Raw genomic sequence first — 24,657 nt, 5'->3', positions numbered from 1 at the left:
GGGGGGAGAGTTCCGGCGGCCACCGGCCTGTCCGCCGTACACCCCTTGATCTGCCGAACTTCGAGAAGGTTGTCGAACCATGACAGTCGCCATCGACCGCGCGACCGGCAAGCGCCGCGGTGACCGCGCGCCGCGGCCCGGGATGGGCCAGCGTCTGAAGCACGGCTACCAGAAGCACTGGTACGCCTACGCGATGATCGCCCCGGTGGTGATCGTCCTCGGGGTGCTCGTGCTCTACCCCCTGGTGTACGGCTTCTACCTCACCCTCACCGACGCCACCAGCCTCAACAGCGCCCGCACGATCGGCGTCAACGAGATCGAGGCCACCTACAAGTTCATCGGCTTCGACAACTACGCCGACATCCTGTGGGGCGAGACGGCGTACGACCGCTTCTGGTCGCACTTCATCTGGACCGTCGTGTGGACCGCGGCCTGCGTCACCCTGCACTACACGATCGGCCTCGGCCTCGCCCTGCTGCTCAACCAGCAGCTGCGCGGGCGCACCCTGTACCGGCTGATCCTGATCCTGCCGTGGGCCGTGCCGACCTTCGTCACCGTCTTCGGCTGGCGGTTCATGCTCGCCGACGGCGGCGTGATCAACTCGTTCCTGGAGACGCTCCACCTGCCGACGCCGCTGTGGCTGGAGGACACCTTCTGGCAGCGGTTCGCCGCGATCATGGTCAACACCTGGTGCGGTGTGCCGTTCATGATGCTCTCGCTGCTCGGCGGGCTGCAGTCCATCGACTCCTCGCTGTACGAGGCCGCCGAGATGGACGGCGCCACCAAGTGGCAGCAGTTCCGGTACGTCACCCTGCCGGGCCTGCGGTCCGTCAGCTCCACCGTCGTCCTGCTCGGCATCATCTGGACCTTCAACCAGTTCGCGATCATCTTCCTGCTGTTCGGCAAGACCGCCCCGGAGGCTGACATCCTCGTCACCTGGGCCTACCGCCTCGGCTTCGGACAGCAGCCGCGTGACTTCGCGCAGTCGGCCGCCTACGGCATGCTGCTGCTGGCCATCCTGATCGTCTTCACCTCCTTCTACCGCCGCTGGCTGAACCGCAACGACCAGCAGCTCGCGATCTGAGGCAGGAGTCCCCATGAGTACGACCACTGTTGAGACCCCGGTGAACAAGCAGGACTCCGTGACCACCGCCGGCCCGCGCAAGGCCCGCCGCCGCGGCGAGAACAGCCTCGGCACATCCCTCGTCTCCCACGGCATCCTGATCGTGGCGAGCCTGATCGCGCTGTTCCCGGTCGCCTGGCTGGTCTTCCTGTCCCTCGGCCCGGACAAGGACGACTACCTCCACCCCGGCGCCATCTGGGGGAAGATGACGCTGGACAACTACACGTTCGTGCTGCAGGAGACCAAGTTCTTCGACTGGTTGACGAGCACCCTGATCGTCACGCTGGGCACGACGGTCATCGGCGTCATCATCTCCGCCACGACCGGGTACGCCGTCTCACGGATGCGCTTTCCGGGCTACAAGAAGTTCATGTGGGTCCTGCTCGTGACCCAGATGTTCCCGGTCGCCGTCCTGATGGTGCCGATGTACCAGATCCTGTCCGAGCTGCAGCTCGTCGACAGCTACCTTGGTCTCGTCCTCGTCTACTGCACGACGACCGTGCCGTACTGCGCCTGGCTGATGAAGGGCTACTTCGACACGATCCCGTTCGAGATCGACGAGGCGGGACGCGTCGACGGGCTGACCCCCTTCGGCACGTTCGCGCGACTGATCCTGCCGCTCGCCAAGCCGGGCCTGGCGGTCGCCGCCTTCTACAGCTTCCTCACCGCCTTCGGTGAGGTCGCGTTCGCGTCGACGTTCATGCTGTCCGACACGAAGTACACCTTCGCCGTCGGGCTGCAGACCTTCGTCAGCGAACACGACGCGCAGCGCAACCTCATGGCCGCGACCGCGGTGCTGATCGCCATACCGGTCTCCGCGTTCTTCTACTTCGTGCAGAAGAACCTCGTGACCGGCCTCACGGCGGGCGGCACCAAGGGCTGAGCCAGGGCTCACCTCGACTCCCGCGCGCCTGGCCGCGCGGGTGGCGGCCGCGGTGTCCATCCGACCCCGCTGTCACCGCGGCCGCCTCGTCATCCCCGTTCGCCGGAGACGCACCCATGACTTCGACCCCACTCCCGTTACGCACCAAGGACGCCATGAGCCAGCACCCCACCGCCCCGGCCCGAACCTCCGCCGTCGCCACCGTCGCCAAGCGCCGTGACTGGTGGCGGGACGCGGTGATCTACCAGGTCTATCCGCGCAGCTTCGCCGACAGCAACGGCGACGGCATGGGCGACCTGGAAGGCGTACGCTCCCGCCTGACGTACCTGCGCGACCTCGGCGTGGACGCCGTGTGGCTCAGCCCCTTCTACGCCTCCCCCCAGGCCGACGCCGGCTACGACGTCGCCGACTACCGGGCCGTCGACCCCATGTTCGGCAACCTGCTGGACGCGGACGCGCTGATCCGCGACGCCCACGAGCTGGGCCTCAGGATCATCGTCGACCTCGTCCCCAACCACTCCTCCGACCAGCACGAGTGGTTCAAGCGGGCGCTCGCCGACGGTCCCGGCTCCCCGCTGCGGGACCGCTACCACTTCCGCCCCGGCAAGGGGGCCAACGGTGAACTCCCGCCCAACGACTGGGAGTCCATCTTCGGCGGCCCGGCCTGGACCCGGGTCACCGAGCCGGACGGCACCCCCGGTGAGTGGTACCTGCACCTCTTCGCCCCCGAGCAGCCCGACTTCAACTGGGAGCACCCCGCGGTCGGCGACGAGTTCCGCTCCATCCTGCGTTTCTGGCTGGACATGGGCGTCGACGGATTCCGCATCGACGTCGCCCACGGCCTGGTGAAGGCGGACGGGCTGCCCGACCTTGGATCCCATGATCAGCTCAAGCTGCTGGGCAACGATGTCATGCCGTTCTTCGACCAGGACGGCGTGCACGCCATCTACCGGCAGTGGCGCACGATCCTCGACGAGTACGCCGGCGAGCGTATTTTCGTCGCGGAGGCATGGACCCCGACCGTGGAGCGGACGGCGAACTACGTCCGCCCCGACGAACTGCACCAGGCCTTCAACTTCCAGTACCTGTCGACGGAATGGGAGGCGGAGGAGCTCCGCAAGGTCGTCGACCGCACCCTGGAGGCGATGCGCCCGGTAGGCGCCCCCGCCACCTGGGTCCTGTCCAACCACGACGTCACCCGCCACGCGACGCGCTTCGCCAACCCGCCCGGCCTCGGCACCCAGATCCGCACGGCCGGGGACCGGGAACTGGGCCTGCGCCGCGCCCGTGCGGCGACCCTGCTGATGCTGGCGCTGCCCGGTTCGGCCTACGTCTACCAGGGCGAGGAACTGGGCCTGCCGGACGTCGTCGACCTCCCCGACGAGGTCCGCCAGGACCCGGCGTACTTCCGCGGGGAGGGCCAGGACGGCTTCCGCGACGGCTGCCGCGTCCCGATCCCCTGGACGCGCACGGGATCGTCGTACGGCTTCGGCACGGGCGGCAGCTGGCTGCCGCAGCCGGCTGGCTGGGGTGAGCTGAGCGTGGAGGCCCAGACCGGTGCCGCGGGCTCCACCCTGGAGCTGTACCGCGCCGCCCTCGCCGCCCGCCGGGACCACCCCGACCTGGGCGCCGGCGACTCGGTGGAGTGGCTTCGCGCGCCCGAGGGCGTCCTGGCCTTCCGGCGGGGTGAGTTCGTCTGCGTCGCCAACACGAGCGGTGAGTCCGTGACGCTCCCGGCGTACGGCCGTGTCCTGCTCGCCAGCGGTGAGATCGCCGAGGCGGACGGCGAGACGAAGGTCCCGTCGGACACCACGGTGTGGTGGACGACCGCCTGACCCGACCGACAACAGCGGCCCGGCCACCTGTCCATGGTGGCCGGGCCGTCGTGTCGTGGCGTCACCGCCCGACGGCCGTGGGCGAGTTGGGAGGGAACCGTCACGGTTGCGGATGAAAGTACTTGCTCTTATTTTCAACTCTCTTGCTGTAAACCTTTCGTGGCGGTACGGTCTCGCCGGCGCCCGGCAACGACGCCTGGCCGTCATCGCAAGGAGTTACGCCTGTGATATCGAGATGGTCCGTCACCGCGACCGCGACCGTGCTCGCCGCCACGGCGGCCGTTGTCGCCCCCGCCACCACCGCCTCCGCCTCCCCGCCCGGCACCAAGGACGTCACCGCCGTCCTGTTCGAGTGGAACTTCGCCTCCGTGGCGAAGGAGTGCACCGCCACCCTCGGCCCCGCCGGCTACGGCTACGTCCAGGTCTCCCCGCCCGCCGAGCACATCCAGGGCACGCAGTGGTGGACCTCGTACCAGCCGGTCAGCTACAAGATCGCCGGACGCCTCGGCGACCGTACGGCCTTCAAGAACATGGTCGACACCTGCCATGCGGCCGGTGTGAAGGTCGTCGTCGACACGGTCGTCAACCACATGGCTGCGGGCAACGGCACCGGCACCGGTGGCTCGTCGTACACGAAGTACAACTACCCCGGTCTGTACTCGTCGTTCGACTTCGACGACTGCACGAGCCAGATCAGCAACTACCAGGACCGCTGGAACGTCCAGCGCTGCGAGCTGGTGGGCCTCGCCGACCTCGACACCGGTGAGGACTACGTCCGCAAAGCCGTCGCCGGGTACATGAACGACCTCCTCTCGCTCGGCGTCGACGGCTTCCGCGTCGACGCGGCCAAGCACATGGCCGCCGCCGACCTCGCGAACATCAAGTCCCGGCTGAGCAACCCGGGCGTGTACTGGAAGCAGGAGGTCATCTACGGCAGCGGCGAGGCCGTCCAGCCCACGGAGTACACGGGCAACGGCGACGTCCAGGAGTTCCGCTACGCCTATGACCTCAAGCGCGTCTTCAACAACGAGAACCTCGCCTATCTGAAGAACTACGGCGAGGGCTGGGGCTACCTGAACAGCGGTGTCTCGGGCGTCTTCGTCGACAACCACGACACCGAGCGCAACGGCTCCACGCTCAGCTACAAGGACAACGCCACCTACACGCTGGCCAACGTCTTCATGCTGGCCTGGCCCTACGGCGCCCCGGACATCAACTCCGGCTACGAGTTCACCGACCACGACGCGGGCCCGCCGAACGGCGGCCGGGTCGACGCCTGTTGGCAGAACGGCTGGAAGTGCCAGCACAACTGGCCGGAGATCAAGTCGATGGTCGCCTTCCGCAACACCACCCGCGGCCAGGCCGTCACCGACTGGTGGGACAACGGCGGCGACGCGATCGCCTTCGGGCGGGGCGGCAAGGGCTTCGTGGCCATCAACCACGAGTCGGGCAGCCTGAGCCGGACCTACCAGACGTCCCTCCCGGCGGGCACGTACTGCAACGTGCAGAACAACACGACGGTGACCGTGAACTCCAGCGGCCAGTTCACCGCGACCCTGGGCGCCAACACCGCCCTGGCGATCCACGCGGGCAAGCCGAGCTGCTGAACACGAGCGCGCGGATGCGGCGCCCCTCGGTACTCCGAGGGGCGCCGCACGTCGTCGGGGGACGTCCGGGCCGACGCCCGGGCGACGGTCGGACGAACTCCCGTCTTGTTGAAAGTTTTTACCGATCGTTTCAGGACTCTTGCTGTAAGGCTTTCGGCGGCGATACGGTCGCGCGGGGTCGGACCCAAGAGAGCCGTATCGCAAGGAGTCCACGTCAGTGATACCGAGTTGGCCGCCGCCGCCGCGGCGCCGTACCGCACACGCCGGACGGGTCGCTGCGGTCACCGTGACCGCGCTGGCCGCAGCGCTCGTCCAGCCCCTCGCCGCCGGGGCGGCGACCCCGCCGGCGCCTCCCTCCGACGCGAGGCTCGCCGCCGAGCCCGCCCGGCACGAAGCCACCCGCGAGCAGTTCTACTTCGTCCTGCCGGACCGTTTCGCCAACGGCGACCGCGGCAACGACAAGGGCGGCCTGACCGGTTCCCGCCTCACCACCGGCCACGACCCCACCGACAAGGGCTTCTACCAGGGCGGCGACCTCAAGGGCCTGACCAAGAGGCTCGACTACATCAAGGGCCTCGGCACCACCGCCATCTGGATGGCCCCCATCTTCAAGAACCAGCCCGTGCAGGGCACGGGGAGCAACGCCTCCGCGGGCTACCACGGCTACTGGATCACCGACTTCACCCAGGTCGACCCGCACTTCGGCACGAACAAGGACCTTCAGACCCTCATCTCCAAGGCGCACGCCAAGGGCATGAAGGTCTTCTTCGACGTCATCACCAACCACACGGCTGACGTCGTCGACTACGAGGAGAAGTCCTACGACTACCTCTCCAAGGGCGCCTTCCCGTACCTGACGAAGGACGGGAAGCCCTTCGACGACGCCGACTACGCGGACGGCGCCGAGCGCTTCCCCGCGGTCGACTCGGACTCCTTCCCGCGCACGCCCACCGTGGCCAAGAGGAACAAGGTCCCGTCGTGGCTCAACGACCCGACCATGTACCACAACCGCGGCGATTCCACCTTCGCCGGTGAGAGCTCCACGCACGGCGACTTCTCCGGCCTCGACGACCTGTGGACCGAGCGTCCCGAGGTCGTCAGCGGTATGGCGAAGATCTACCAGCGGTGGGTACGGGACTTCGACATCGACGGCTTCCGCATCGACACCGTGAAGCACGTCAACATGGAGTTCTGGACCCGGTGGGCCACGGCCCTCGACTCCTACGCCGCCAAGCAGGGCCGCGACGACTTCTTCATGTTCGGCGAGGTGTACTCCGCCGACACGGACATCACCTCCCCGTACGTCACCGAGGGCCGCCTCGACGCCACGCTCGACTTCCCCTTCCAGGAGGCGGCACGGCAGTACGCCTCCCAGGGCGGCAGCGCGCGGAAGCTCGCGCACGTCTTCGGCGCCGACTACAAGTACACGACCGACAAGGCCAACGCCTACGAGCAGGTCACCTTCCTCGGCAACCACGACATGGGCCGCATCGGGCACTTCCTGAAACAGGACAACCCGAAGGCCACCGACGCCGAGCTGCTGAAGAAGGACCGGCTCGCCAACGAGCTGATGTTCCTCAGCCGCGGCAACCCCGTCGTCTACTACGGCGACGAGCAGGGCTTCACCGGCGCCGGCGGCGACAAGGACGCCCGCCAGACCCTGTTCGCCTCCAGGACCGCCGACTACCTCGACGACGACCAGCTCGGCACCGACCGCACCCACGCGAGCGACGCCTACGACACCGAGGCCCCCCTCTACCGGCGGATCAGTGCCCTGTCCAAGCTGCGCAAGGCCCACCCGGCCCTCGCCGACGGCGTCCAGACCGAGCGCCACGCGGCCGACGGCGCCGGCGTCTACGCCTTCTCGCGCACCGACGCCAGGACGGGCACCGAGTACGTCGTCGCCTTCAACAACGCCGACGACACCAAGTCGGCGACCTTCGCGACCGGTTCGGCCGGTATGACGTTCAAGGGCGTCTACGGCACCGAGGGCTCGGTCAGGAGCGACGGCGACAAGAAGGTCACCGTCAGCGTCCCGGCCGGCTCGGCGATCGTCTGGAAGGCGGCCGGCAAGCTCGCCGCACCCGCCACGAAGCCGGCGCTCACCCTGGAGGCCCCGGCCGCCGGCGCCACCGGGACCGTGGAACTCTCCGCCGACGTCGACGGCGGCGGGCTCAACCGCGTCGTGTTCGCCGCCCAGGTCGGAAGCGGCAAGTGGCGGACCCTCGGCTCCGCGGACCACGCCCCGTACAAGGTCACGCAGACCATCGGCAAGGACGTACCGCCCGGCACCGCCCTGCGCTACAAAGCGGTCGTGATCGACTCGGCGGGCCGCACGGCGAGCACGACGGCGGCCTCCACCACCGGCACCCCGCCCGCGCCCGAGACCCCGTCGGCGGCCTCCCGCGACCACGCGGTCGTCCACTACAAGCGCACCGACGGCGACTACGCGAACTGGGGTCTGTACGCCTGGGGCGACCTCGCCGACGGCGAGTCCACCGAATGGCCGGACAGCCACCCCTTCGTCGGCCGCGACGCCTACGGCGCCTTCGCCTACGTCAAGCTGAAGCCCGGTGCCTCGAACATCGGCTTCCTCGTCATCGACAAGGACGGCAACAAGGACGTCTCCACGGACCGCACGATCGACCTCACCAAGACCGGTGAGATCTGGATCGAGCAGGGCAAGGAGACCGTACGCACCGACAGGCCCGCGGCCGACTACCCGGCACCGGACAAGACGAAGGCGACCCTGCACTACCACCGCGCCGACGGGAACTACGACGGCTGGGGCCTGCACGTCTGGACGGGCGCCGCGAACCCCACCGACTGGTCGAACCCCCTGAAGCCCGTCAAGACTGACTCCTATGGTGCGGTCTTCGAGGTACCGCTCACCGACGGTGCCACCAGCCTCAGCTACATCATCCACAAGGGCGACGAGAAGGACCTGCCCTCCGACCAGTCGCTCGACCTCACGGCGAACGGCCATGAGGTGTGGCTGGTGAGCGGCCAGGAGAAGTACCTGCTCCCGCAGCCCGCGGGCTCGGCGGCGGCGCTCGACCTGACCACCTCCAAGGCCGTCTGGATCGACCGGAACACCGTCGCCTGGAACGGCTCCGAGGCCGCCGCCTCCACCCAGCTGCTGTACAGCCGGGACGGCGGCATCTCGGCCGAGGACGGCGCCCTGACCGGTGACGCCAAGTGGCTGCGCCTGAGCAAGACGTCCCTCACCGACGCACAGAAGGCGAAGTTCCCGCACCTGAAGAACCACGCCGCCTGGACCGTCGACCCGCGTGACCGCGACCGGGTCCGCGAGGCCCTGCGCGGCCAGGTCGTCGCCTCCCAGCGGGCCGCCAACGGCGCCGTCCTGGCCGCGACCGGCGTGCAGATCGCGGGCGTGCTCGACGATCTCTACTCCTCCGCCGCCACCGAGGCCGACCTCGGGCCGACCTTCGCCAAGGGCCGTCCGAGCCTGGCCGTCTGGGCGCCCACCGCGCACTCCGTCGAGCTGGAGATCGGTGCGTCCACCGTCGCCATGAAGCGGGACGACAGCACCGGCGTCTGGTCCGTCACCGGCCCCAGGTCCTGGAAGAACAAGCCGTACCGGTACGTCGTGAAGGTCTGGGCGCCCAGCGTCCGCAAGGTCGTCACCAACAAGGTCACCGACCCCTACTCGCTCGCCCTGACCGCCGACTCCGAGCGCAGCCTGGTCGTCGATCTGCGCGACCGGTCCCTGGCGCCGGCCGGCTGGTCCACGTACACCAAGCCGAAGGCCGTGCCGCTGAAGGACGCCCAGATCCAGGAGCTGCACGTCCGGGACTTCTCGGTCGCGGACAAGACGGTGCCCGCGAAGGACAAGGGCACCTACCTCGCCTTCACGGACAAGCTCAGCGACGGCTCCCGGCACCTGAGGAAGCTGGCCGAGGCGGGTACGTCGTACGTCCACCTCCTGCCCGCCTTCGACATCGCCACCATCCCCGAGAAGAGGTCCGAGCAGGCCACCGCCGACTGCGACCTCGCCTCCTTCCCGGCCGACTCCGACAAGCAGCAGGAGTGCGTGGCGAAGATCGCCGCGAAGGACGCCTACAACTGGGGCTACGACCCGTACCACTACACGGTCCCCGAGGGCTCCTACGCCTCCGACCCGGACGGCACCGCGCGCAACGTCGAGTTCCGCAAGATGGTCAAGGCCCTCAACGAGGACGGCCTGCGCGTCGTCATGGACGTCGTCTACAACCACACGGCGGCCAGTGGGCAGGCGGGCACCTCCGTCCTCGACCGGATCGTCCCCGGCTACTACCAGCGGCTCCTCGCCGACGGCTCGGTCGCCAACAGCACCTGCTGCGCCAACACCGCCACCGAGAACGCGATGATGGGCAGGCTGGTCGTCGACTCGATCGTCACGTGGGCCAAGGAGTACAAGGTCGACGGCTTCCGCTTCGATCTCATGGGCCACCACCCGAAGGCCAACATCCTGGCCGTCCGCAAGGCCCTGGACGCGCTGACCCTCGCCGAGGACGGCGTCGACGGCAAGAAGATCATCCTGTACGGGGAGGGCTGGAACTTCGGCGAGGTCGCCGACGACGCCCGCTTCGTCCAGGCCACCCAGAAGAACATGGCCGGCACCGGCGTCGCGACCTTCTCCGACCGCGCCCGCGACGCCGTGCGCGGCGGCGGCCCCTTCGACGAGGACCCGGGCATCCAGGGCTTCGCGTCCGGCCTCTACACCGAGCCCAACTCGTCGAAGAACAACGGCACCACCGAGGAGCAGAAGGCCCGGCTACTGCACTACCAGGACCTGATCAAGGTCGGGCTGTCCGGCAACCTCGCCGGCTACCGCTTCACCGACACCAGCGGCAAGGAGGTCAAGGGCTCGGAGGTCGACTACAACGGCGCACCCGCCGGCTACGCGGACGCCCCCGGCGACGCCCTCGCCTACGCCGACGCGCACGACAACGAGTCGCTGTTCGACGCCCTCGCCTTCAAGCTGCCCGCCACGGTCGGCGCGGACGACCGCGCCCGGATGCAGGTCCTCGCCATGGCCACGGCCACCCTCTCGCAGGGCCCGGCCCTCTCCCAGGCCGGCACCGACCTGCTGCGCTCCAAGTCCCTGGACCGCAACTCCTACGACAGCGGCGACTGGTTCAACGCCATCCACTGGGACTGCGCCGACGGCAACGGCTTCGGGCGGGGCCTGCCGATGGCGGCCGACAACGCCTCCAAGTGGCCGTACGCCAAGCCGCTGCTGACCACCGTGAAGGCCGGCTGCGAGCAGATCGAGGGCGCCTCGGCGGCCTACCGGGACCTGCTGAGGATCCGTTCGACGGAGAGCGCGTTCTCGCTCGGCACCACCGAGCGGGTCCAGTCGGAGCTGTCCTTCCCGCTGTCCGGCAAGGACGAGACGCCGGGGGTGATCACCATGCGGCTCGGAGATCTCGTCGTCGTCTTCAACGCGACACCCGAGCGGCAGGAGCAGCGGATCGGGTCGCTGGCCGGCGACGGCTACCGGCTGCATCCGGTGCAGGCCGAGGGGGCGGACTCTACCGTCAAGTCCTCGTCCTATGAGAGGAAAACCGGCACGTTCGCCGTTCCGGGGCGTACTGTCGCCGTCTTCGCACGAGCGCTCTGACACCGCGCTAGCTTGAATGGGGCGGACCCGGAGCGCCGGGCCCGCCCCATTCGTGTGCGTACTCAGGGGCTGGCGACGATGAACGGTTACGGCAAGCAGCCGGGCACCACCGTGATGGTCGTCGACGACGTCTCGGCCAACCGCTACGCCATGGGTGCCGTGCTGCGCCGAGCGGGCCACGAGGTCGTCCCCGTCGCCACCGCGGGCCAGGCACTGAGCGAACTCGACGTGCGGTTGCGCGCGGGCGCCCTGCCCGATGTGGCCCTCGTCGACGTGGGGCTGCCGGACATGAGCGGCTTCGAACTCTGCCGCCGGGTCAAGTCCCGGCCGTCCATGGCCGCGCTTCCCGTCGTCCACTTCTCCGCCAGTGCCGTGGAGACCGGCGACCGCTGCCGCGGGCTGGACGCGGGCGCCGACGCCTTCCTGACGGTGCCGGCCGAGCCCAGCGAGATCGAGGCCGTCGTACGGGCCGCCGTCCGGGGGGCGCGCCGGCACACCGCCGCGGCGACGCTCGCCCAGCGGCTGACGCTGCTGTCCGAGGCGATCGTCACCGTGCAGACCGCGCGCTGTCTGGGGGAGCTGGCCGACGCCGCCGCCGCGGGCGCGGCCCGGCTCACCGGCACCCCGGCCGTCGTCTTCGTCATCGGCCCGGACGGCGAACCGCACTGGGGCAGCTCCCGGCGTCTGCCCGTCGGGCACGGCGCCGCCCGCCCGACGGACACCCCCTCCGCGCTTCCCGACGCGGCACTCGGCGACACCGGCAGGCACGGCACCGCCCCGCACGTGGCGGCGGCACGGCTGATCACGCGGATCACCAAGGGCTGGGGCGGGCGCCGAGGCACGCAGAGCACGATCGTCCCCGCCTCGCTGTGGCCCGCCGGGTTCTTCCGCCCCGGCGTCCAGGAGGACGCGCGCCTGGTGCTGGTGCTCCCCGAGACCGGCCCGGCCCCGGTCTGCGTGGCCACCCCGGTGCGCCCGGCCGACGACGACCTCCTCGCCCGGCTCGCCCAGGCCACCGCGCTCGCCGCCGAACCGCTGCTGATGTACCAGGCCGAACGGCACATCGCGCTCACCCTCCAGCACAGTTTCCTGCCCCAGCCGTACCGGCTGCCCGCGCTGCCCGGCGTGGACGTCGTCGTCCGGTACGTGCCCGCCTCCCGGCAGGCCGAGATCGGAGGCGACTTCTACGCCGCCCTGCGCACCCCGAAGGGGGTGCTCACCGCGGTCGGGGACGTCGTCGGGCACTCGCTGGACGCGGCCACCGTCATGGTCGAGATCAGGCACGCCCTGCGCGCCTACTGCGTCGAGGAGAGCGACCCGGGCACGCTCGCCGCACGACTGGACCGCATGCTCCAGCACTACCACCCCGACGTCACCGCCACGGTCTGCCTGACCCTGGTCGACCCCGGTACCGGGCGCACCAGCATCGCCAACGCGGGCCACATCCCGCCGCTGATCGTGCGGGACGAGGGCGAGGCCGAGTACGTCCGCGCGGCCGGCCCGCTGCTCGGGCTCGGCCTCGACCGGCCCGAGCCGACCGAGCTGGTCCTCACCGGAAAGGAGCGGCTCCTCATGGTCACCGACGGGCTCATCGAGACCCGCGGCGTCGACCTCGCCGCCTCCATGGAGCAGTTGCGCACGGCCGCCGCCGATGCCCCGCCCGGAGTGGAGGAGCTGTGCGACACCCTGCTGGGCTGCTTCGGGCACCACCAGGAGGACGACATCGCGATGCTGGCGCTGCGGCTAGGGTGAGCCCTGACGTCGTAGAACAGGAGTGCCCATGCCGCAGATCACCGTCGACTACTCCGCACCGCTCGCCGAGGGATTCGACCGGCGCGGTTTCGCACTCGCCCTGCACGACGCGGTGGTCGAGATCGCGGCCGCGAAGTACGAGGCCTGCAAGACGCAGTTCAGGCCCGGCGAGGAGACGGCCGTCGGGCGGGACACGGACGGGCACGCCGTCGTCCACGTCACCCTGGGCCTGCTGGCGGGACGCACGGACGAGACCAAGGAGCGCCTCACCGAGGCGGTCCTGGAGCTGGTGCGCACCCATGTGAAGCCCGCCGACGGCACCGCGCTGCACGCGTCCGCCGAGGTGCGGGACCTGGATCCGTCGTACCGGAAGTTCGACGCCTGAGCCTCAGGAGGCCAGCGAGACGATCCGGCTGACCAGATCGCTGAACGGGCCGTCGGCCGGCTCGTCCTTCAGCATGCGGCGCAGCAACGCGCCCATCTCCTCGTCGTAGGCGGCGCTGACGGCGGCCAGCGCGGCGAAGTCGTGCACGAGCTGCTTCTCCAGCTCGGCGCGCGGGATCCGCCGGCCGTCCAGCCAGATCAGTGCCGTCGACTCGGCGAGGGAGATCCAGGAGCGGACGACCAGTTCCAGCCGCGCGGGCGGGTCGTCCACCCGCAGATGCGAAAGGATCTGGACATACGCGGCCTGCCGGACGGAGTCGATGAGCGCGTTCGTCGCGGTGGAGCCGACCGCCGGACCGCCGCGCATCAACGCCGAGAAACCGGGGCCGTGCTCGTCGACGAAGTCGAAGAACCGGCGCATCACCCGCAGCAGGCGCGCCCCGAGCGGGCCGTCCTGCGGTTCCACGAACCGGCCCGCCAGATCCTCCGACGCACGCTTCAACGCGGCCTCGTACAGGCTGAGTTTGCCGGGGAAGTAGTGGTAGACCAGCGGCCGCGAGATGCCCGCGGCCGACGCTATCTCGTCGATGGAGACAGCGTCGGGAGAGCGCTGGCTGAACAGTTCGAGGGCGACGCCGATCAACTGCTGCCGCCGCTCCTCGACTCCCATTCTTCGCCGTACCCCGGTAGTCATACGAACACCTTACCGATCGATTCCGGCCCCGAACGGAGCGGACCGATCGCCTATGTTCACATGTCCAGTACGAGTCGGTCACCTCGCGCCCGTGACACACAGATGAGCATGGAATCGCCCCGCTCCACGTCCGTCAGCAGTTCGTCCCGGTGATCCACCTCGCCCTCCAGCACCCGCTGTTGGCAGGTCCCGCAGAAGCCCTGCTCGCAGGAGTACGCGGTGTCCGGCAGCTCGGCCCGCACGGCGGCCAGCACGGTCGAGTCCTCGGGGACGGTCAACGTCTTCCCGCTGCGCCGCAGTTCGACCTCGAAGGCGCCGCCTGTCGAGGCACGCGGCGTGAACCGCTCCAGGTGCACCCGCGGCACCCGCTCCGCCACCGCCCCCATCAGCCCCTCGGGACCGCAGCAGTAGACGGCGGCGTCCTCGGGGACGTCCGCGAGGAACGCGTCCAGATCGGGCAGCCCCTCCACGACGAGCACCCGGTCCGCACCGAGCTCCTCGATCTCCTCCAGGAACGGCATCGACGCGCGGTCGCGCCCGCAGTACAGCAGCCGCCACGCGGCCGTCTGCGGCAGCGCCCGCAGCATCGGCAGGACGGGCGTGATCCCGATGCCGCCCACGACGAACACGTACGATGCGGCCTCGACCAGCGGGAAACGGTTCCGCGGCCCCCGCACCTCCAGCTCCGTCCCCTCCCGTACCTGCTCGTGCACCTCGCGCGAGCCGCCCCGGCCGTCCGGGACCAGCCGGGCGGCCACGGTGTACGACGAGGTGTCCGCGGGATCGCCGCACAGCGAGTACTGCCGTACCAGCCCCGACGGCAGGACGAGGTCGAGATGGGCGCCCGGCTCCCAGCGCGGCAGGTCGCGCCCCTCCAGCCGCAGTCGTACGACTCCTTCGGCGACCGGCTCGCGCGAGGCCACCAGCAGCCGCAGCGCCCGCGAGCGCGGCCGCCCGGAGACGGGCTCCTCCAGGGCGGGCATCGGCCACAGCGGCGAGGACCGTATCCGGCGCCGCAGCGCCCGCCGCGCGAGCAGGGCGGCACCGGCGACGACCACGACGGTCCGAGGCTTCGGCATCAGGCGGCACCCTTCTCGTACTTCTGCGCCGCGAGCGCGGCGGGGGAGGAGGCCAGATAGGCGAGGGCCTGCTCGGTCGAACCCTCCTGGGAGGGGTGGTAGGCGCGGCTGAGGTAGCGCGGGACGGACCTGAGCATGTCGCCGGTCGCGGGCAGGGTGCCGCGCCGGCCGCGTACATAGAAGTCCGTGAAGCCGGCCCTGCCGTCGATGAGCGTCGGGTCGTTCTCCATGAAGAAGCGCGCCCCGCGCTGCCACAGGAACACCAGCGCGGTGAACGCCGTAGCCCAGGTCCGCACCCGGCGCCGGTAGCTCCCGTCGACGTGCGTGAACAGGTCGAAGGCGACCGACCGGTGCTCGACCTCCTCCGCGCCGTGCCAGCGCAGCAGATCCAGCATGGTCGGGTCGGCCCCCCGGCGGTCCAGTTCCTCGGCGTTCAGCACCCAGTCACCGAGGAAGGCGGTGTAGTGCTCGATGGCCGCGATGAGCGCCACCCGCTCCATCAGCCACCAGCGGCGCGCCCGGCCGGGCGGCAGGGTGCGGTCGCCCAGCAGCTTCTCGAAGAGCCAGTCCACCTGCGCGGTGTACGGCGTCGGATCGAGCCCCTGGTCCCGCAGGTGCGGCAGCACCTCGTCATGGGCCTGCGAGTGCATCGCCTCCTGCCCGATGAACCCGAGGACGTCCTCGCGCAGCCGCTCGTCCCGGATGTACGGCAGCACCTGCTTGTAGACGTGGACGAACCACCGCTCACCGGCGGGCAGGAGCAGATGCAGCACATTGATCGTGTGGGTCGTGAACGGGTCCCCGGGCACCCAGTGCAACGGAGTGCCGTCCCAGGAGAAGGACACCTTGCGGGCCTTGAGGGGCACCCGCTCCTGCTTGTTAGACATGGCGTCAATGTACTGATGGGTAGGGATCGGGTGAACCCCTCTGCGGCACCTTGTTTACGCGATTGTCAGCAAGGAGGCCTTCGTCGTACTCCCGCCCGCCTCATCCGAGCCCGTGGATCGACCGCCCGCTCTCCAGCGTGCCCTTGAGCTCGGCCTGGGCCCCCTGCTCGGCCCGCACCGTCAGGAGACTGCCCCGCGAAGTGCCCCGCACGCCGCCCGTGGTCCGGATCGACGCCGTGTCCCCGGCACCCGCCGCCAGCAGGAACCAGTCGCCCGTCCGCGCCTTCCACAGCACCCCGGCCAGCACATGCGGATCCCGCGCCCCGCAGGCCGAGACGTTCTGCGCCTTCGCCACCACCGCGGCGCCGGCCGAGCCCGGTGCCCGGAACTGGGCCAGCACCCGCTCGCCGCCGCCCCGCCAGGTCTCGGCACGGGTGCACACCCAGTCCGCCGAACCGGTCCCGTCGGGCAGCGGCTGCCGGGCGTAGGTCCAGGCGTTGACCGTGCGCACGCCCGCGGAGCGCAGGTTGCCCAGCCAGCAGGAGTACGGCGCCCAGGCGCGCAGGGCCGCGGGCCCCGCCGCCTCGCCGGTCTTGCCGGGACGGCCGCTCGTGAGGCGGGCCGGGACCAGTTCGGCGAGGTCGGTCAGCAGCCGGGTGCCGGTGCTGTCGGTCACCTGCAGGACGTTCCAGGACGTGCAGGTGCCGGACTGCCGGGTGGCGGGGCTCGCCATCGGCGAGGTGACGCCGTCGGACACGGTCAGGTCCATCGCACCGGTACGCGGCTTCAACAGGTCCCGCTCGGCCGCCCTCTTCACCCAGGGCGCCATCAGATAGCGGACATTGCCGTCGGCCCGGCTCAGGACCACCGCGCTCGCCTCGGCCCTGGTCGCGCCGTCGACCCGGGAGAAGTCCAGGGCGGCGCCGGACGTGCCGTCCTTCGGCTCGGCGTAGCGGGCGATGCGCAGCCCGTCGTAGAGGATCACCACGCGGGCGTTGTCGATGCTCCCCGCGTACAGCAGCTGCGGTGCCCCGGGCGGGCCGCCCGACGGGGTGCCGGGGGTGGCCGAGACCGCGACCGTCTCGCCGGGGCGGGCCCACACGGCGAGGGCGCGGCGCAGCAGGGCCGAGTCGTCGGTGAGGTCACCGCGCGCCGGCCACACCGAGAAGTCGGTGCGGGCGGAGGACTGCCAGGCCAGCGCCGGGATCTTCGTCAACTGGGCCGGGTCGAGGGCCGCCTCGGCCGCCGGGTTCTGCGCGTACGAGGGTGCGGCCGGGCCGTCCGGGCTCCAGCCCTCGCCGGGCAGGCCCAGCAGCGCCCCGCACACCAGCAGGGCCGCCCCGGCGGCGAGCGTGGCCTTCAGGTGCTGCCTGCGGCGCATCAGGTCGGTGGGCCGGGCCTGGAGCGAGCAGGGGTCGAACTCGGGGGAGTCGAGCAGCGCGTACTGCGCCTCGACGGTGTCGGCCTCCTCCAGGGCGGCGTCCCAGTCCTCGACGCCCGCCGCCGCCAGGACCTCGCACACGTCGTCGTCCGTGAGCTTCTCCAGGCCGCGCAGGACGTAGGCCGCCCGCGCCGGGCCGGACAGCGCCGACAGTCGCTGGTCCAGGGCGAGTTCGTCGGCGCCGCCCGACCTGGGGAAGAGGCGCAGGCCCCACACGTGGGGCAGCAGCGGCGGCAGTTGGGAGCGCTTGGGCCAGGCGAGGCGCTTCAGCGGCCGGCCCGCCTCCAGTGCCGTACGCAGGACGCGCAGGCGCAGGAAGGCGTATCCGACGTCGCTCTCGCGGCCGGTCGACTGGGCCGGGATCGCGGGTGTCGCGCTCGTCCGGCCACGGGGCAGCGCACGCTGGGTCAGGGAGTGCGCGGTCACCACGCGCCGGTTGCGGCCGAGGCTGGGCGGCAGCACCAGGTAGGCGAGCCGGACCAGGCGCGGGTAGTGCTCGACGAGCGCGGCCTCCGCCCGCTCGACGTCGACGACCGGGTCGGCCGGGGCGGGGGCGGGGCGCGGGGCGACATCCTGTGACTGCACGTTCAGCAGAACGAGCGAATCGACGGTTGGTCACCGTCACTCCTGGCGCCCGAGGGCGTTCCCGTGCCCGGTTCAGTCCTCGGTCTCCACCAGCTCACGCGCGTAGTTCGCCATGGAGCGCTGATAGCGCGGCAGATGGGGTGCGAGGGCGCCCAAGGCCAGGGACAGGCCCTCGCGGTCACGGCCGAGGCTGGACAGGCACAGGGCGAGTGTGGCCCGGACCGCGTCGTCGAGTTCGTCGGAGGGGGCGGTCAGTTCGGGGGTCAGGAGCTTGACGCCCTCCTCGGCCCGCCCGATGTTCCTGAGCGAGCTGGACATCTGGATCTTCGCCCGGCGGCCCTTGTAGCCGCTCAGTCCCCGCGCGAGCGCCTCCCGGTACAGCGGTACCGCCTTGTCGGAGTGCCCGGTGGAGTCCCACGCGCAGGCCTGCTCGAAGGGGCCCAGCGGGCTGTCGTCCGGCAGTTCGGCGACGAGGGCGTCGATCACCGCCCGGAACCCGGCCTGCGCGGCGGAGTCGGCCTGGTCGTCGAACGCGGCCCACGCGGCGATGACACGGTCTTCCCAGTCCTGGTTCACCTGATCACCCTCGCACAGGCGTCCCAGGGAGCGCAGGGGTATTTTGAGCGCTCCGGCCGCCGCAGCCGTATCGAACACGAGGGCCCCGCGCCGGGGCCCGGTACGGCATGTCGCCGGAAGGGACCGGAGGAACAGCAGATGAGGTTGACCCGACCGAGGCTCGCGCTGGCCGGCGCGGCGGCGATCTGGACACTGGCGGGCTGCGGATCCGGCGGTAAGGGCGAGGCGGCCGTTCCCGAGACGGCGACCGGCAGCCTCGAACACCTGGCCGCCGAGGTGAAGTGCAAGCCGAACATGCAGACCGACGCCGACGAGATCCGGCAGGCCCTGTGCAAGAACCCCGACGGAAAGTTCGTCCTCGCCACCTTCGCCACCGACCGCGGTCAGCGTGAGTGGCTGAACGGCGCGAAGGACTACGGCGGCTACTACCTGGTGGGCCGCAAGTGGGTCGCCGTCGGCCAGGAGAAGACCGTCAACGCGCTGCAGACCACCCTCGGCGGCACCATGGAGGAAGGCTCCGAGCACATGAACCCCGGCGGCAGCCACAACAAGGGCGGCCACCACGGCTGACCACGCGGCTTCGTTCCCGGGGCATTCGTTCCCGGGGCGTTCGTTCCCGGACGGAGAAAGCCGGCGGTGGGAAATCCCACCGCCGGCTTTTCAGTGGTTCAGGACTACTGGCAGTCCTGGCCGCTGTTGATGCACTGAACCATCTCGTTCATCAGGTCCTCGTCGAAGAAGTTGATGAAGTCGTTGTGGTCGGTGATCGGCTTGTGCAGCTGCTCCGGGAAGGAGTCCACCGCGAACGCGTTCTGCACCTGCCCGTTGTCGATCTGCGGCGCCTGGACGTCGTAGACCAGTCGGACCTGGAGCTGGGGGATGGCCTGGAAGCCGTTCGAGCAGGTGCCGTCCGCCTCCACGAAGTCCACGTGGGTGCGGTGGTTGGCGCTGTCGATGTTCTGGCCGTCCCAGCAGCTCTGGAAGTTGGACGTGCGCACCACGGAGCTGCCCTCGGGGCAGATCGGGTACTTGTCCGTCACCTGCCGGTCCTCGAAGCCGGTGCAGCTCCAGGACGTGTTGGCGTTGTTCAGGCCGTTGGTGAAGGACTTGGCGTCACCGGTGATGATGCGCAGGGCCCTGGGCATCGCGACGACATCGCTGGTGCGGTTGCCGACGAACTTCAGCTGCGCCTCGCTGGCCTCGACGATCTTGCCGACGTTGCCGTCCTGGCCGCCACCGGGCTGGCCCTGGTCGATGTCCTGCGTACCGTCCTGGATCCGCAGCACCGGCCAGAAGTACGACGACTTGTCACCCTGGTTCTGGCAGGTGGTGTTGCCGTTCGCCAGGTCCTCGTCGCTCGCGAAAGCGTTGTTGGCCTGGTTGCCGACGTAGTCGTGCTGGTGCTGGGCACCGTTGCTGACACCGGGGGCCACGATCACGTTGTCCGAGTTGCGGTTCTCGTTCTCGTTGACGCCGCAGTTCGTGGTGAAGCTGCCAGTCGAACCGCCGTCCCCGTTCGCCGCCAGACCGTTCGGCAGGTTGCGGGAGTTGGGCTGGACGTTCTCGATGTTGATGAAGTCGTCCGCCGACGGGCCGTTGCCGGCCTGGCCGCCGTTGCCCTGGTCCTGACCGTTGTCCTGGCCGCCGTCACCCTGGTTCTGATCCTGGTCCTGACCGTCGTTGTTCTGGTCCTGACCGTCGTTGTTCTGGCCGTCGTCCTGGCCGCCGTCGTTGGTCTGCGGCTGCTCGGCCGGGACTCCCTGGCACTGCGCGAACTGGTCGAGCCCCCGGGGAGCCTTGCCGCCGACCCGGTTGATCTGGATGCGGATCCGGTCGAGCGTGGCCACTCGCTTGGACTTCAGCGGGCCGAGGATGGCGTTGCTGACGAAGTTGGCGTCACCGGCCTGGGCCTGACGGGTATCCGCCAGGCGCGTGTAGGCGTCGGTGATCTGCCTGTCGAGCAGCGCCAGCTCCTTGGCGACACCCTTGCGCGCGCTCCTCGGCACCCTCGTCAGCTTCTGGCCGACGTCCGGGCAGTTGATCGTCGCGATCTGGGCGTTCGTGGACTTCGTCCGGTTCCACCCGGAGTTGTCCTCGTGCGCCGAAGCATAGAAGTTGGCCCAGACAAGCCCGCCCCCACCGAGCGCTAGGGCCGCCGATGCGGCAATGGCCTTGGTGGCCAGCGGCGTACGGCGTTTTCTCGTGTTGCGTCCCATGGAACTCCTCTGACTTCCTTTTTCGGGGCATCGAGGCGCCCGACAGGAGTGAAGCGGCTCCTTCTCATACGGAGTGCGTCCCAGGGGTGTTCAGCCGTCTCGGAAATTGTTGAGGGATTCGTGAGTGCACTGTGTGCTCAACAGGCGCACGAACACCGGGAGTTGTCGAATCCCGACGACGGGTGAATGAACGGGCCCGTTTTCATCGGCCGTGGTCGAGATACGCGAGAACCGCCAGCACGCGACGGTTGTCGTCGTCCGACACCTCCAGGCCCAGTTTGGCGAAGATGTTGGCGGTGTGCTTGGCGATCGCCCGTTCCGTGACGACCAGCCGGTCCGCGATCGCCGTGTTCGTCCGCCCCTGCGCCATCAGCTCCAGCACCTCCGTCTCACGCGGCGTGAGCCGCGCCAGCGGCTGGTCGTCGGCCGCGCGCCGGGTCAGCAGCTGCTGGATCACCTGCGGGTCCATCGCCGTGCCGCCCGCCGCGACCCGCCGTACCGCGTCCACGAACTGGTCCGCGTCGAACACCCGGTCCTTCAGCAGGTATCCGACCCCGCCGCTGCCGTCGGCGAGCAACTCCCGGGCGTACAGCTGTTCCACGTGCTGCGAGAGCACCAGCACCGGCAGTCCGGGCTTGGTGCGGCGGGCCTGAAGCGCACACTGCAGCCCCTCGTCGGTGTGCGTCGGCGGCAGGCGTACGTCGACGACGGCCACGTCCGGCTCCAGCTCGGCCAGCGCCCGGGACAGCTCGGGCCCGGTCTCGACGGCCGCGGCGATCTCGAAGTCGTAGGCCTGCAGGAGCCGGACGAGGCCGTCCCGCAGCAGGAACAGGTCTTCGGCTAGGACAACGCGCAAGGAATCTCCATGGTGACCATGGTGGGACCGCCCGCGGGGCTGCTGACGGCCAGGACGCCGTCGAATGTACCGAGCCGCCGTTCGACCCCGGCCAGTCCCGAACCGGCCTCGATCACCGCGCCGCCCTTGCCGTTGTCGGTGACGGTGACGCGCAGCATGCCGTTCGTGTGGTGCAGGTCGACCCAGATCCGGTCGGCACCCGCGTGCTTGACGGCGTTGGTGAGCACCTCGCTGACCGCGAAGTACGCCGCCGACTCCACGGGCGCCTCCGCACGCCCGGGCAGCTCCACGGTCACCTCGGTCGCAACCGGCAAGCGCAGCGCCAACGCCCGCACCGCGTCCCCGAGTCCGCGCTCGGCGAGCACGGGCGGGTGGATGCCGCGCACCAGGTCGCGCAGCTCGGCGAGGGCGTCGACGGAGGACCGGCGGGCCTGCGCCACGAGCTGCTTGGCCTTCGCCGGATCCTTGTCGAGCAGCATCTCGATGGTCCCGAGGTCCATGCCCATCGCCACCAGCCGTGCCTGCGCCCCGTCGTGCAGGTCGCGTTCGATCCGCCGCAGTTCGGCGGCGGAGGTGTCGACGGCGTCCCGCCGGGTCTCGGTCAACACCCGTACGCGCTCAGCGAGTTCGCGCTGGTCGGAGCCGAGGACCGCCCGGGTGAGGCGGAAGTGGGCCTGCAGCAGGCGCGGGGTGGAGAAGTGGGCGAACAGGAGCAGTACGGCGGCCAGGGCGCCGGCGCCGAGCGCGGACGCCTGCCCGGTCACCGGCACGAAGCCGTACCAGTAGGTGCCGCCGGCGGAGTCCGCGAAGAACCGCCACAGCCCTGCCGCGATCGCGAACCCCTCCAGCGGATAGAAGAGCAGCACGGCCGGCAGCAGCGCGGTCAGGAACCCCGCCGTCATGTCCACCGGCAGCCACCGCAGGTCCCGCCAGGTCGCCGGGTCGCCCAGCATCCCGAAAGTGCGCGTCCACGGATTGGCGACCCATGGCGAGGGCAGCGGCCGGTACGCCCGCGGGATCGTCACCCCGCCCCACTCGGCCGCGAGCACACGCCGCCAGTCCGCGAACGTCCGCACGCCGGTCAGTACGTACGGCGTCGTGACGAGGCCGACGCCGACCGGGATCAGCGCGATCGACACCACGGACAGGACGAGGCAGAGGACGGCCCCCGGCAGCGCCACCAGTGCCAGCGCCAGCCCCCGTACCGCGGCGACCCCCATGCCCCGTGCTCTCGAACCGCGGCCGTTGTCCGTGTCGTTGGTCATGGCCTCAGTCTCGTCGAGGCCGCTGCGGTGGTCACGGGGCCAGGGGCCCGTGTCAGGGGGTGGTGCTGGATACACCCCGTCCGACGGCCGCGAGCACCTTCGCCTCCACCTCGGGATCCAGGCCCTTGGCAGCCCGGACCGGGCGCTCGGGTGCCGTACCGATGTCCTGGAGCCAACGCCAGGTGTCGGCGACGGTCTCCTCGACGGGCCGGCAGCGCAGCCCGGTCGCGACCGCCCGGGACACGTCGGCGGCGTGCAGGGCGTCGTGCATGTCGCTGCCCGGCGGCACCCACACCGGCAGCTGGGTCCACGGCTCGATACCCGCGTCCAGGATCACCTCGGGCGCGGTCCAGCGCAGATCGGCGGTCCCGCCGACGGTGGCCGCGCAGGCGTCGAGCAACTCGCCCATGGTGGCGTGCCCTTGCGGGCTGATCAGGTTGTACGGACCGCTCAGCCCCTGTTCCACCGCCCCCAGCACCCACTCCGCGAGGTCGCGGATGTCGAGGTACTGCAGGGGCAGGTCGCGAGGCCCCGGCGCCAGCACCGGTCCGCCACGGGCGATCCGGGTCAGCCACCAGGGCAGCCGGCCGACGTTCTCGTACGGCCCGAGCAGCAGCCCCGCCCGCACGAGAACGGAGCTGTCCGCCCCGAACTCCTCGACGGCGGCCAGCTCGCCGCCGCGCTTGTCGCGCTGGTAGTCGGTGTGCTCCGCACCGGCCTCGGCGCCTTCCACCAGCGGCGCGTCCTCGCCGTACCCCGCGGGCGGTGCCCACGCGTACACCGAGCAGCTCGACACGTACACATAGCGCCCGGCGCGGCCCCGCAGCAGCCGCGCCGGGTCCCGCACCGCGCGGGGCGCCGCCGACCAGGTGTCGACGACGGCGTCCCACTCGCCGGTGTCCTCGGCGAGAGCGGTGAGCCCGTCGGACGCTGTGCGGTCCCCGCGCAGCGACCGCACCCCGGCCGGCGGCTCGTGCCGCCCCCGGTTGAAGACGGTCACGTCCCAGCCGCGCCCGAGGGCCGCCTCCACGACGGCCCGCCCCGCGAACTCCGTCCCACCCAGCACCAGAAGTCTCATGCCGTCGACTCTGCACGGTGCGGCCGCGGGGCGGAAGCGGACTCTGCCGTCAGCAGAAGGCTCCCGGGGCAGCGGCCGGGGTGGGGGATCAGCGCCCGGCCGGCGGGGTGTACTTGTACCCCACCCGCCGCACGGTCCGGATCACGTCCCGGTGCTCGGCGCCCAGCTTGCGGCGCAGCCGGGCGATGTGGACGTCGACGGTACGGCCGTCGCCCACGTGCCCGTATCCCCACACCGTGCTGACCAGCTGGTCCCGTGTGTGCACGCGATCGGGGTGGGCCACCAGATGGGCGAGCAGCTCGAACTCCAGGTAGGTGAGGTCGAGTTCCCTCCCGTCGACCGCCGCGGTGCGCCGTACGGTGTCGACGGCGACGAGCGGGTCGCCTTCGGGGCCACGGGTCCGGTCCGGGACCGGGACCGGGACCGGCGGCTGCCGGTCGGCCGGGACGAGCACCAGGTAGCCGATCATCGGCGGCTGCCCCGGCAGCGTGGGCAGGGAGTGCTGGGGCGCGGGCAGCCAGGTGGCACCGGGCGGCAGCAGGTCGGCGACGTCGATCGCCTCGTCCCGGTCGACGGCACGCAGATGCAGCCGTGAGCCGTTCGGGGCGGGGGAGTCGAGGGTGGCGGAGGACAGGGGACGAGTGGTCGCCATGAGAAGTCAGCTCTTTCGCGCGAGAAGTCCGTCGGACGCGGACGTGGACGTGAGAGGACGTACGTCGTTTCGCGCTGGCCGAAGGCCGGAGAGTACGGCGTCAGAGGGCCGGCGCGTT

General features: G+C 70.6%; 18 protein-coding genes. 8 read left to right on the top strand and 10 right to left on the bottom strand.

The window, feature by feature from the left end; translation table 11 throughout:
• Positions 1 to 79: 79 nt before the first annotated feature.
• From ACWCPI_RS04585 to ACWCPI_RS04555, 7 genes are all read left to right on the top strand, one after another.
• Positions 80 to 1,084 carry a carbohydrate ABC transporter permease gene (locus tag ACWCPI_RS04585; RefSeq protein ID WP_451036695.1) on the top strand — a complete coding sequence of 335 codons (1,005 nt, stop codon included), beginning with the start codon at positions 80 to 82 and terminating at the stop codon, positions 1,082 to 1,084.
• 13 nt (positions 1,085 to 1,097) lie between these two features.
• Positions 1,098 to 2,006 carry a sugar ABC transporter permease gene (locus ACWCPI_RS04580; protein WP_451036694.1) on the top strand — a complete coding sequence of 303 codons (909 nt, stop codon included), beginning with the start codon at positions 1,098 to 1,100 and terminating at the stop codon, positions 2,004 to 2,006.
• A 155-nt stretch (positions 2,007 to 2,161) separates the two neighbouring features.
• Complete coding sequence (locus tag ACWCPI_RS04575) at positions 2,162 to 3,841, top strand: glycoside hydrolase family 13 protein (RefSeq protein ID WP_451036829.1); 1,680 nt, start codon at positions 2,162 to 2,164, stop codon at positions 3,839 to 3,841.
• Between the two features lie 224 nt (positions 3,842 to 4,065).
• Positions 4,066 to 5,448, top strand: a complete 1,383-nt coding sequence (locus ACWCPI_RS04570; protein WP_451036693.1) for an alpha-amylase — start codon at positions 4,066 to 4,068, stop codon at positions 5,446 to 5,448.
• Positions 5,449 to 5,665: 217 nt separating this feature from the next.
• Entirely contained in the window at positions 5,666 to 11,074 is a 5,409-nt protein-coding gene (gene pulA / locus ACWCPI_RS04565; protein ID WP_451036692.1) for a pullulanase-type alpha-1,6-glucosidase, read from the top strand.
• Between the two features lie 78 nt (positions 11,075 to 11,152).
• On the top strand, positions 11,153 to 12,826 hold the full coding sequence (locus ACWCPI_RS04560) for a SpoIIE family protein phosphatase (RefSeq protein WP_451036828.1): 1,674 nt from the start codon (positions 11,153 to 11,155) through the stop codon (positions 12,824 to 12,826).
• Positions 12,827 to 12,854: 28 nt separating this feature from the next.
• The gene (locus tag ACWCPI_RS04555) at positions 12,855 to 13,211 is read left to right on the top strand and encodes a 5-carboxymethyl-2-hydroxymuconate Delta-isomerase (RefSeq protein WP_451036691.1); all 357 of its coding nucleotides are present in this window, start codon (positions 12,855 to 12,857) and stop codon (positions 13,209 to 13,211) included.
• 3 nt (positions 13,212 to 13,214) lie between these two features.
• On the opposite strand, the gene ACWCPI_RS04550 is transcribed toward ACWCPI_RS04555, so the two are convergent.
• From ACWCPI_RS04550 to ACWCPI_RS04530, 5 genes are all read right to left on the bottom strand, one after another.
• The gene (locus ACWCPI_RS04550) at positions 13,215 to 13,904 is read right to left on the bottom strand and encodes a TetR/AcrR family transcriptional regulator (RefSeq protein ID WP_451036690.1); all 690 of its coding nucleotides are present in this window, start codon (positions 13,902 to 13,904) and stop codon (positions 13,215 to 13,217) included.
• A gap of 56 nt (positions 13,905 to 13,960) precedes the next feature.
• Positions 13,961 to 14,983 (bottom strand): PDR/VanB family oxidoreductase, encoded by a 1,023-nt coding sequence (locus ACWCPI_RS04545; protein ID WP_451036689.1) that lies wholly within the window; start codon positions 14,981 to 14,983, stop codon positions 13,961 to 13,963.
• Positions 14,983 to 15,870, bottom strand: coding sequence for a metal-dependent hydrolase (locus ACWCPI_RS04540; protein ID WP_451036688.1), 888 nt, complete (start codon positions 15,868 to 15,870; stop codon positions 14,983 to 14,985). Before ACWCPI_RS04540 ends, ACWCPI_RS04545 begins: the two co-directional genes overlap by 1 nt.
• Before the next feature lie 100 nt (positions 15,871 to 15,970).
• Positions 15,971 to 17,896: a hypothetical protein gene (locus ACWCPI_RS04535; protein ID WP_451036687.1), complete on the bottom strand. Its 1,926-nt coding sequence runs from the start codon at positions 17,894 to 17,896 to the stop codon at positions 15,971 to 15,973.
• Between the two features lie 72 nt (positions 17,897 to 17,968).
• Positions 17,969 to 18,490 (bottom strand): tetratricopeptide repeat protein, encoded by a 522-nt coding sequence (locus ACWCPI_RS04530; RefSeq protein ID WP_451036827.1) that lies wholly within the window; start codon positions 18,488 to 18,490, stop codon positions 17,969 to 17,971.
• Positions 18,491 to 18,610: 120 nt separating this feature from the next.
• Here ACWCPI_RS04530 and ACWCPI_RS04525 point away from each other — a divergent pair, with 120 nt between their 5' ends.
• On the top strand, positions 18,611 to 19,042 hold the full coding sequence (locus ACWCPI_RS04525; RefSeq protein ID WP_388798110.1) for a hypothetical protein: 432 nt from the start codon (positions 18,611 to 18,613) through the stop codon (positions 19,040 to 19,042).
• Positions 19,043 to 19,146: 104 nt separating this feature from the next.
• Here ACWCPI_RS04525 and ACWCPI_RS04520 read toward each other — a convergent pair whose 3' ends face one another.
• The 5 genes from ACWCPI_RS04520 to ACWCPI_RS04500 all read right to left on the bottom strand — a co-directional run bounded on the left by ACWCPI_RS04520 (position 19,147) and on the right by ACWCPI_RS04500 (position 24,539).
• Positions 19,147 to 20,688 (bottom strand): DUF1996 domain-containing protein, encoded by a 1,542-nt coding sequence (locus tag ACWCPI_RS04520; protein ID WP_451036686.1) that lies wholly within the window; start codon positions 20,686 to 20,688, stop codon positions 19,147 to 19,149.
• Between the two features lie 202 nt (positions 20,689 to 20,890).
• On the bottom strand, positions 20,891 to 21,544 hold the full coding sequence (locus tag ACWCPI_RS04515; protein WP_451036685.1) for a LuxR C-terminal-related transcriptional regulator: 654 nt from the start codon (positions 21,542 to 21,544) through the stop codon (positions 20,891 to 20,893).
• Positions 21,529 to 22,809 (bottom strand): sensor histidine kinase, encoded by a 1,281-nt coding sequence (locus tag ACWCPI_RS04510; RefSeq protein WP_451036684.1) that lies wholly within the window; start codon positions 22,807 to 22,809, stop codon positions 21,529 to 21,531. The genes ACWCPI_RS04515 and ACWCPI_RS04510 overlap by 16 nt, the downstream gene beginning before the upstream one ends.
• Positions 22,810 to 22,861: 52 nt before the next feature.
• Positions 22,862 to 23,887, bottom strand: a complete 1,026-nt coding sequence (locus tag ACWCPI_RS04505) for an SDR family oxidoreductase (RefSeq protein ID WP_451036683.1) — start codon at positions 23,885 to 23,887, stop codon at positions 22,862 to 22,864.
• Between the two features lie 88 nt (positions 23,888 to 23,975).
• On the bottom strand, positions 23,976 to 24,539 hold the full coding sequence (locus tag ACWCPI_RS04500; RefSeq protein WP_451036682.1) for a winged helix-turn-helix domain-containing protein: 564 nt from the start codon (positions 24,537 to 24,539) through the stop codon (positions 23,976 to 23,978).
• Positions 24,540 to 24,657 lie beyond the last annotated feature (118 nt).

The organism is Streptomyces sp. NPDC001920, from assembly GCF_053594495.1.
This window is presented reverse-complemented; position numbering and strand designations above follow the sequence as displayed.

What these genes read in the sequence shown, in the direction of transcription:
- ACWCPI_RS04585 (WP_451036695.1), top strand. Translation starts at nt 80, where the DNA reads ATGACAGTCGCCATCGACCGCGCGACCGGCAAGCGCCGCGGTGACCGC.
- ACWCPI_RS04580 (WP_451036694.1), top strand. Translation starts at nt 1,098, where the DNA reads ATGAGTACGACCACTGTTGAGACCCCGGTGAACAAGCAGGACTCCGTG.
- ACWCPI_RS04575 (WP_451036829.1), top strand. Translation starts at nt 2,162, where the DNA reads ATGAGCCAGCACCCCACCGCCCCGGCCCGAACCTCCGCCGTCGCCACC.
- ACWCPI_RS04560 (WP_451036828.1), top strand. Translation starts at nt 11,153, where the DNA reads ATGAACGGTTACGGCAAGCAGCCGGGCACCACCGTGATGGTCGTCGAC.
- ACWCPI_RS04555 (WP_451036691.1), top strand. Translation starts at nt 12,855, where the DNA reads ATGCCGCAGATCACCGTCGACTACTCCGCACCGCTCGCCGAGGGATTC.
- ACWCPI_RS04550 (WP_451036690.1), bottom strand. Translation starts at nt 13,904, where the DNA reads ATGACTACCGGGGTACGGCGAAGAATGGGAGTCGAGGAGCGGCGGCAG.
- ACWCPI_RS04545 (WP_451036689.1), bottom strand. Translation starts at nt 14,983, where the DNA reads ATGCCGAAGCCTCGGACCGTCGTGGTCGTCGCCGGTGCCGCCCTGCTC.
- ACWCPI_RS04540 (WP_451036688.1), bottom strand. Translation starts at nt 15,870, where the DNA reads ATGTCTAACAAGCAGGAGCGGGTGCCCCTCAAGGCCCGCAAGGTGTCC.
- ACWCPI_RS04525 (WP_388798110.1), top strand. Translation starts at nt 18,611, where the DNA reads ATGAGGTTGACCCGACCGAGGCTCGCGCTGGCCGGCGCGGCGGCGATC.
- ACWCPI_RS04520 (WP_451036686.1), bottom strand. Translation starts at nt 20,688, where the DNA reads ATGGGACGCAACACGAGAAAACGCCGTACGCCGCTGGCCACCAAGGCC.
- ACWCPI_RS04510 (WP_451036684.1), bottom strand. Translation starts at nt 22,809, where the DNA reads ATGACCAACGACACGGACAACGGCCGCGGTTCGAGAGCACGGGGCATG.
- ACWCPI_RS04505 (WP_451036683.1), bottom strand. Translation starts at nt 23,887, where the DNA reads ATGAGACTTCTGGTGCTGGGTGGGACGGAGTTCGCGGGGCGGGCCGTC.
- ACWCPI_RS04500 (WP_451036682.1), bottom strand. Translation starts at nt 24,539, where the DNA reads ATGGCGACCACTCGTCCCCTGTCCTCCGCCACCCTCGACTCCCCCGCC.